At 62.0% G+C, this 6,976-nt stretch carries 5 protein-coding genes; 3 read left to right on the top strand and 2 right to left on the bottom strand.

What is annotated here, in order from left to right; all coding sequences use genetic code 11:
* Nucleotides 1–7: 7 nt before the first annotated feature.
* Together DWV00_RS12445 and DWV00_RS12450 are read right to left on the bottom strand one after the other, a co-directional pair.
* Nucleotides 8–1,342, bottom strand: coding sequence for an MFS transporter (locus DWV00_RS12445; protein WP_115533854.1), 1,335 nt, complete (start codon nt 1,340–1,342; stop codon nt 8–10).
* A 65-nt stretch (nt 1,343–1,407) separates the two neighbouring features.
* Entirely contained in the window at nt 1,408–2,481 is a 1,074-nt protein-coding gene (locus tag DWV00_RS12450) for a lactonase family protein (RefSeq protein WP_245964842.1), read from the bottom strand.
* 79 nt (nt 2,482–2,560) lie between these two features.
* On the opposite strand from DWV00_RS12450, the gene acnA reads away from it, so the two are divergent.
* From acnA to DWV00_RS12465, 3 genes are read left to right on the top strand one after another with little or no spacing between them, the layout of a single operon-like run.
* Entirely contained in the window at nt 2,561–5,185 is a 2,625-nt protein-coding gene (gene acnA / locus DWV00_RS12455; protein ID WP_115533856.1) for an aconitate hydratase AcnA, read from the top strand.
* A gap of 35 nt (nt 5,186–5,220) precedes the next feature.
* Nucleotides 5,221–6,114: a GntR family transcriptional regulator gene (locus DWV00_RS12460; protein WP_115533857.1), complete on the top strand. Its 894-nt coding sequence runs from the start codon at nt 5,221–5,223 to the stop codon at nt 6,112–6,114.
* 41 nt (nt 6,115–6,155) lie between these two features.
* Nucleotides 6,156–6,890 (top strand): ABC transporter substrate-binding protein, encoded by a 735-nt coding sequence (locus DWV00_RS12465; RefSeq protein WP_115533915.1) that lies wholly within the window; start codon nt 6,156–6,158, stop codon nt 6,888–6,890.
* Nucleotides 6,891–6,976: the final 86 nt, after the last annotated feature.

Below are 6,976 nucleotides of genomic sequence, written 5' to 3' on the forward strand. Positions count from 1 at the left end.
ATCGCTGTTAATGGATCTGATCGGCAACGGCCCCTGATGCGTCTCCCGCACCACCGCCATGCCGTTCGTTGATCCGAATAAAGAACGTCATCAAAAACGACACCACGAGCAATGCGGCAAGAAACAATAAACCTTGAGTCGCGGTGTGCCCCGACCCTTTGATGTAGCCGATCGCAAACGGCCCGACGAAGCCGCCGAGATTGCCGACGGAATTGATGACCGCGATCGAGACGGCGGCGGTCGAACGCGTTAGAAAAAGCGTCGGCAGTGCCCAGAACGGTGACTTGAAGGCATACAGGCCAGCAAGACTGAGACTAATCATCGCGATCGAAACATAGGGATTCGTCGTGAGCCCCGCCCCAAGCAGGGCGACGGCGGCGACCGCCAACGGAATGGCCGAATGCATGCGGCGCTCGTTGTGCCGATCGGATCGGTTCGACCACCACACCATGGCGATCGTGGAGACCACGTACGGCATCATGGCGATCAGCCCCACCTGCGTGTGGGTAAGCGACTTCGAGAAGCTCCGGATGATCTGCGGCATCCAGTACCCAACACCGAGACTGCCGCATTGATAGACGAAGTAGATGAACGACAAGTAGAGGACTTTCGGATTGGTTATCGCCTTGAGCGAGCCGAAGTGCTTAGCGTTCGGCCGCGCCTTCCGGTCGTTCGCGAGTTCGCCCAGCAGCCAATCGCGCTCCTCGGGCTCGAGCCACTTCGCGTCGGCCGGGCGATTCGTCAGATACGCGAAGCACATCACGCCGCCGATCAAGGCGGGCACACCTTCGAGCACCAGCATCCAGCGCCATCCGCTCCAGGCGAACCAGTGGACATGATCCATGACCCACGTGCTCAAGGGGGCACCGATGATGTACGACACGGGAATCGCAGCGGTAAAAAGCGCAACCGTCGTCGCGAGTTCCTTGGCCCGGAACCAGTAGGTCAGATAGACGATGATGCCGGGGAAGAACCCTGCTTCGGCCACGCCGAGCAAGAAGCGCAGCACATACAGCTGAGTAGCGTTCTGCACGAACGCGGAAATCACCGAGACGATGCCCCAAGTGATCAGAATGCGGGCAATCCAAACGCGCGCGCCGAACTTGTTCAGCAGCACGTTGCTCGGCACTTCGAACAGAAAGTAGCCGATGAAGAAAATGCCGGATGCGAAGCCGAACGCCTCGCTGCTCAGCGCCAACTCACGATTCATCTGCAGCGCGGCGTAGCCGATATTGGCCCGGTCGATATACGAAATGATGTAGAGAATGAAGACGAACGGGATGATGCGCCAAGCGATCTTGCGTACGGTCGCTCGCTCGTCGATAGGGGTCGAAGCTTGCATGCGTGTCTCCACCGAAGGGCTCGGCCTCCGGTTGCTCTGAAATGCGCTGAAATCGGTAACGGGCACTACGCCTGGTGTCGCGAGAACACCATGCATACGGGACTGCCCGTCTCGACGGAAAAGCCCGTTGCCGCGATCCGGCCCGTCGTCGCATCGATCGAAAAGGCGACGATACTGTCGCTATCTTCGTTCAAGGCGTACATGAATCGGCCGTCCGGCGTGCCGGTCATGAAACGCGGCGTGCGTCCTTGCGTCGGCTCCGCGGCCACGAACGTCAGATGACCGGTCGACTCTTCGATACGAAAAACGGCAATGCTGTCGCAGCCACGATTCGATGCATAGACGAAGCGTCCCGCGCGATCGATTTCGATTTCCGACGCGCGGCTGTTGCCCGTGTAGGTGTCGGGCAGCGAGGACACGATCTGCAATGGAATCAGCGCACCGTTTGTCGCCGAATAGCGATAGGCCGTCACGGTCGAATCGAGTTCGTTGACGACATAGGCGAACGCGCCGTTCGGATGGAACGCGATATGTCGCGGGCCGGCTGCTTCGCGCGACGCGACATAGGCGGGCGTGGACGGAGCCAACCGCCCGCCTTCGAAGCGGAACGAAAAGATGCGGTCCAATCCCTTGTCGGGCACGACGACGAACCTGCCACTCGGGTCGAACGGGTTGAAATGAGGCTTCGCTTGCTTCTGTTCGATGCGATGCGGGCCGATCGGGCCTTCAAGCCGAACGAGCTGGGTCACCTCCTCGAGCGAGCCGTCCGGCGCGATCGGCAGAACCGCAAGGCTAGCGCCGATATGGTTCGACACGACGATATGGCCGCCCGACGGATCGATCGCAACGTGCACGGGATTTTTGCCCTGCGTGCTCCGGCGATTGAGAAGCGCGAGTTCGCCCGACGTCCGGTCGGCCTTGAACGCGCTGACATCGCTCATGTCGCCATGCACGGCGTACAGGTGCCCGCCATCGGCACTCACGGCCAGAAACGACGGATTGATCAGATCTTTGACGAGCTGCACGAATTCGAGCGCACCCGTCTCGGCGTCGACGCGATAGACGGTGATGCCCTCTCCGCGAGCACTCCGCTCACGGGTGGTACGCGATCCGACATAAGCAAACAAGGCTTTCTTCATCTGAATCTTAGTAAGGCAAGTCATCTTTGGGGTTTGCACTAGATTGCATTTGTACGTTAAAAAATGCAACAATGCAGTCATGGAAAACACTTATCTCCTCAGCGAAGCCCGGTTCGACGTCGACGGCAAGTCCTATCGCTACGTCGATCTACCCGGTTTGTTCGGCGGCAAATTGCGTGAACTGCCCGTCGTGCTGCGCCTGTTGCTCGAAAACGTCATCCGCAATACGGAAGGCGGCGAGCGCGAGCAAGCGGTGAACGGGCTCTTCGAATGGATCGAACGCGCCACCAGTGAAGTCGAGATTGCATTTCAGCCCAACCGGGTGCTGATGCACGACACGACGAGCACGCCCGCGCTCGTCGACATCGCCGGCATGCGCGACGCACTCGCCGAAGCCGGGGCGAACCCTGCGTCGCTCAATCCGGTGCTGCCGGTCGATTCGTCGGTCGATCACTCGCTGGCCGTCGAATATTTCGCGCAGGCGGATGCCGCATCGTCGAACCTGAAGCTGGAGCTGCGCCGCAACGCGGAGCGCTACCGGTTTCTGCGCTGGGCGTCGAAGGCGCTCAAGGGCGTTCGTATTCATCCCCCGGGCACCGGGATCATGCATACGATCAACCTCGAGCAATTGGCCACGGTGGTCACGACCGCCGAGCGCGAGGGCGAACTCTGGGCCGTCCCCGATACGCTGATCGGCACCGACAGCCATACGCCGATGATCAACGGCATCGGCGTGCTCGGCTGGGGCGTGGGGGGACTCGAAGCGCAAACGGTCATGTTCGGCATGCCGGTGATGCAGCGCATTCCCGACGTGATCGGCGTGCGCTTGACGGGCGCGATGTGGCCAGGCGTGCTCGCCACCGATCTCGCGCTGACCGTGACGCAGCGGCTGCGCGCGATCGGCGTCTCGGGCGAGTTCGTCGAGTTCTTCGGCCCCGGCGTGGCCACGCTCAGTGCGGGCGATCGGGCCGTCGTCGCCAACATGGCGCCCGAGTACGGCGCATCGACTGGGTACTTCCCGGTCGATCGGCGGACGCTCGATTACCTACGCGCGACGAATCGTTCCGAGCAATCGATCCGGCTCGTCGAATCGTTCATGCAACGGACGGGCCTCTGGTTCGATCCCGATGCCACGCCGCGCTATACGCGCACGATCGATATCGACTTGGGCGCGATCGGCATGCACATTGCCGGGCCGCGGCGTCCGCAAGACTTGCTGAGCTATACCGAGACCTCGTCGGTCCTCTCGAAGCTCGACTTTCATCCGGCTCAGCCTGATCCGCTGATGCCGAAGCACCCCGTCGCGATCGCCGCGATCACGAGCTGCACGAACACGTCGGATCCCGCACTGCTGATCGCCGCCGGCCTGCTTGCGCGCAAAGCGCGCGCGTTGAGCCTCACGGTACCGCCGTGGGTCAAGACGTCGCTCGGCCCGGGTTCGCCCGCCGCCGCGTCCTATTTGGAACGAGCCGATCTGATCGACGATCTGTCGGCCGTCGGCTTCGACATCGTCGGCTATGGCTGCACGACCTGCATTGGCAACTCGGGGCCGCTGACCGAGCCGATTCGCTCAGCGCTCGCGAACAAGCGCGTCTATCCGGTCGCCATGCTGTCGGGCAATCGCAATTTCCCCGGGCGGATTCATCCGGAACTCGATCTCGGCTTCATCATGTCGCCGCCGCTCGTCATTGCGTTCGCGCTCGCGGGAAACGCCGAGATCGATCTCGGCCGCGATCCTATTCAGCGCACGTCCGACGGCAAGCCTGTATATCTGCGGGACTTGTGGCCGAGCCGCGAAGAGGTAGCCGAACTCGTCACGGCGGCCGCCGACCCGAGCGATTATCCGCGCGCGTTCGCGCTCGCGAGCAAGAACCCGGCATGGCACGATCTCGATGCGCCCGACACCGCGCGCTTCCCCTGGGACTCGGCATCGACCGCATTGCGCCGGCCGCCGTTCGCTTCCACTTCCGAAGGCAGCCAGCTAGGCAATTACACTGCGTATCCACTCCTGGTGCTCGGCGACGATGTCACGACGGATCACATCTCACCGGCCAGCGCGATACCGAAGGACAGCTTCGTCGCCGACTTCCTCGTCTCGCGCGGCGACGACCGGAACGATCTCAACGTCTTCGCCTCGCGGCGCGGCAACTGGGAAGTCATGGTGAGAGCAGCCTTCTTCAACAGAACGCTGATCAACCGCTTGGCCGCGAACATGCCGGTTGCCCATACGCTGCACGTGCCGAGTGGCGACGTGATGCCGATTTTCGAAGCGGCCGAGCGCTATCGGCACGACGGCGATTCGGTCGTATTGGTCGCAGGCGAACGCTACGGAACGGGGTCGTCGCGCGATTGGGCCGCCAAGGGGCAACGCTTGCTCGGCATTCGCGCCGTGCTGGCGGTCAGTTTCGAACGCATTCATCGGTCGAACCTGATTGGAATGGGCATCTTGCCGATACGCTTCACGGGCGGCGCCAATCCGGACACGCTGCAACTGCGCCCCGGTGATAAGCTCGAAATCGACGCGCCGGCTGCTATGCTGTCGCCTCGCTGCGGCGTGCCCGTGCGGATCGTCCGCGCGAACGGCGACGAGCAGCGCATCGAAGCGACCGCGGCCGTGGAAACGCGCCTCGAATGCGATCTTTTGCGTTCAGGCGGCGTCATCCCGCTGATATTGCAAAATTGTTTGGCGACGCGCGAAGCGTAGAACGAACCCGCTGCGTCGCACTGAAGGCATCCTCCATGATCGATCGATCCATTGCGACCCAGATTGTCGAACTGATCAAGACGGAAGGGCTCGAAATCGGCCAGCATCTGCCCGCGCAGATGCTGGCCGACCGCCTGCGCGTTTCGCGTTCGCCCGTGAACGAGGCGCTGGCGCTGCTGCATGAAAAGGGCGTCCTGACGCGGGAAAAGAACCGCGGCTTCTTCGTGGCGAAGCCGGTCGTCGAGCCGCTTTCGGAAGTCGTGTCCGAGTTGGGTCTCGCCGAAACGGATCTCGTGACGAGCGTGTATTTCCAGATCGCGGATGATCGGTTGAAGAACGCACTGCCGGACGAGTTCTCGGAGCAGTTGATTCGCAACCGCTACGCTTTGACGAGCGCGCAGTTGACCGCCGTGCTCGGGCGTATCGCCCAGGAAGGCTGGGCGGAGCGAAAGCCCGGCTACGGCTGGCAGTTTTCGCCGATGCTGACGACGCCCGACAGTCTGCTGAAGTCGTACCGGCTGCGTCTTGCGCTCGAGCCGGCGGCATTGCTGGAACCCGGCTATCGTCTCGAGCGCAAGACGCTCGAACGTTGCCGCGACGTCGAAAAACATCTGCTCGCGGGCGGCATCGAAACGGACACGGCCGATCAGCTGCACGAGCGCGGCGTGCGCTTTCACGAATCGCTCGTCGAAGCATCGGGGAACAGCTTTTTCATCGATACGATCAAACGCGTGAACCGCGTGCGGCGTCTGCTGTCGTACCGTTCGATGCAGCATCGAGAACGGTACGCCGAACACGCCAAGCAGCATCTGCACGTGCTCGAGCTGCTCGAAAGCGAGCGAAACGAAGAAGCCTCGGTGGCGATGCGCGAGCACTTGCTGCATACGCTCGACGCGCTGTCGCAAATCAGAGAGATTCTCGAACCTTGACGCCGCGCGAACCACGCGGCCGCAACTTTGCCCTCACGCCCATGAAAATCGATCCGTCCATCGTTACCGCGCTCACCCCTACCGGCAAGCTGCGAGCGTCGATCAATCTCGGCAATCCGATTCTCGCGAACAAGAACGCCGAGACCGGCGAGCCGTTCGGCGTTTCGATCGATCTGGCTCGAGCTTTCGCGAAACGGCTCGACGTCGAACTCGAGCTCGTCGCTTTCGATACAGCGGGCAAGTCCGTCGAGGCGGTCAGCGACGAGCGGGCGGATTTCGGCTTCTTCGCGATCGATCCGCTGCGCGGGGAGAAGATAGAGTTCACGGCACCCTACGTGTTGATCGAGGGTTTCTACCTCGTAAGAAACGACTCGCCCGTCAAAACGAACGCCGACGTCGATCAACCGCACAACCGAGTTTCCGTTGGCAAGGGCAGCGCGTACGACCTGTTTCTCACACGCGAACTGAAAGCGGCGCAGATCGTCCGCGCCCCTTCGTCGCCAACGGTCGTTCAAACGTTCCTCGAACAGAACTTGGAAGTGGCGGCGGGCGTCAAGCAACAACTCGAAGCCGATGCGCGAAAGACCGCCGGGCTCCGGTTGCTCGACGAGCGCTTCATGGTGATCCGGCAAGCGATGGGCACGCCGAAGAGCCGCGGCCCGGGTGCGGCCGCGGTGCTCGGCGCCTTCGTCGAAGAAATGAAAGCGTCCGGGTTCGTCGCGGACGCACTGAACCGGCATGGCATTGCCGGTGCTTCGGTCGCCCCGAAAGGCTGATATGACTCCCGGTGTCAATGGGGATCGGTTTTTCGGTTTCTCTGGTTCAGATTGCTGGAATTTCCTGAGGGCGACGTAGCAGTAAA

The organism is Trinickia dinghuensis (assembly GCF_003367175.1).
Classification (GTDB): Bacteria; Pseudomonadota; Gammaproteobacteria; order Burkholderiales; family Burkholderiaceae; genus Trinickia; species Trinickia dinghuensis.

What these genes read in the sequence shown, in the direction of transcription:
- DWV00_RS12445 (WP_115533854.1), bottom strand. Translation starts at nt 1,342, where the DNA reads ATGCAAGCTTCGACCCCTATCGACGAGCGAGCGACCGTACGCAAGATC.
- acnA (WP_115533856.1), top strand. Translation starts at nt 2,561, where the DNA reads ATGGAAAACACTTATCTCCTCAGCGAAGCCCGGTTCGACGTCGACGGC.
- DWV00_RS12450 (WP_245964842.1), bottom strand. Translation starts at nt 2,481, where the DNA reads ATGAAGAAAGCCTTGTTTGCTTATGTCGGATCGCGTACCACCCGTGAG.
- DWV00_RS12460 (WP_115533857.1), top strand. Translation starts at nt 5,221, where the DNA reads ATGATCGATCGATCCATTGCGACCCAGATTGTCGAACTGATCAAGACG.
- DWV00_RS12465 (WP_115533915.1), top strand. Translation starts at nt 6,156, where the DNA reads ATGAAAATCGATCCGTCCATCGTTACCGCGCTCACCCCTACCGGCAAG.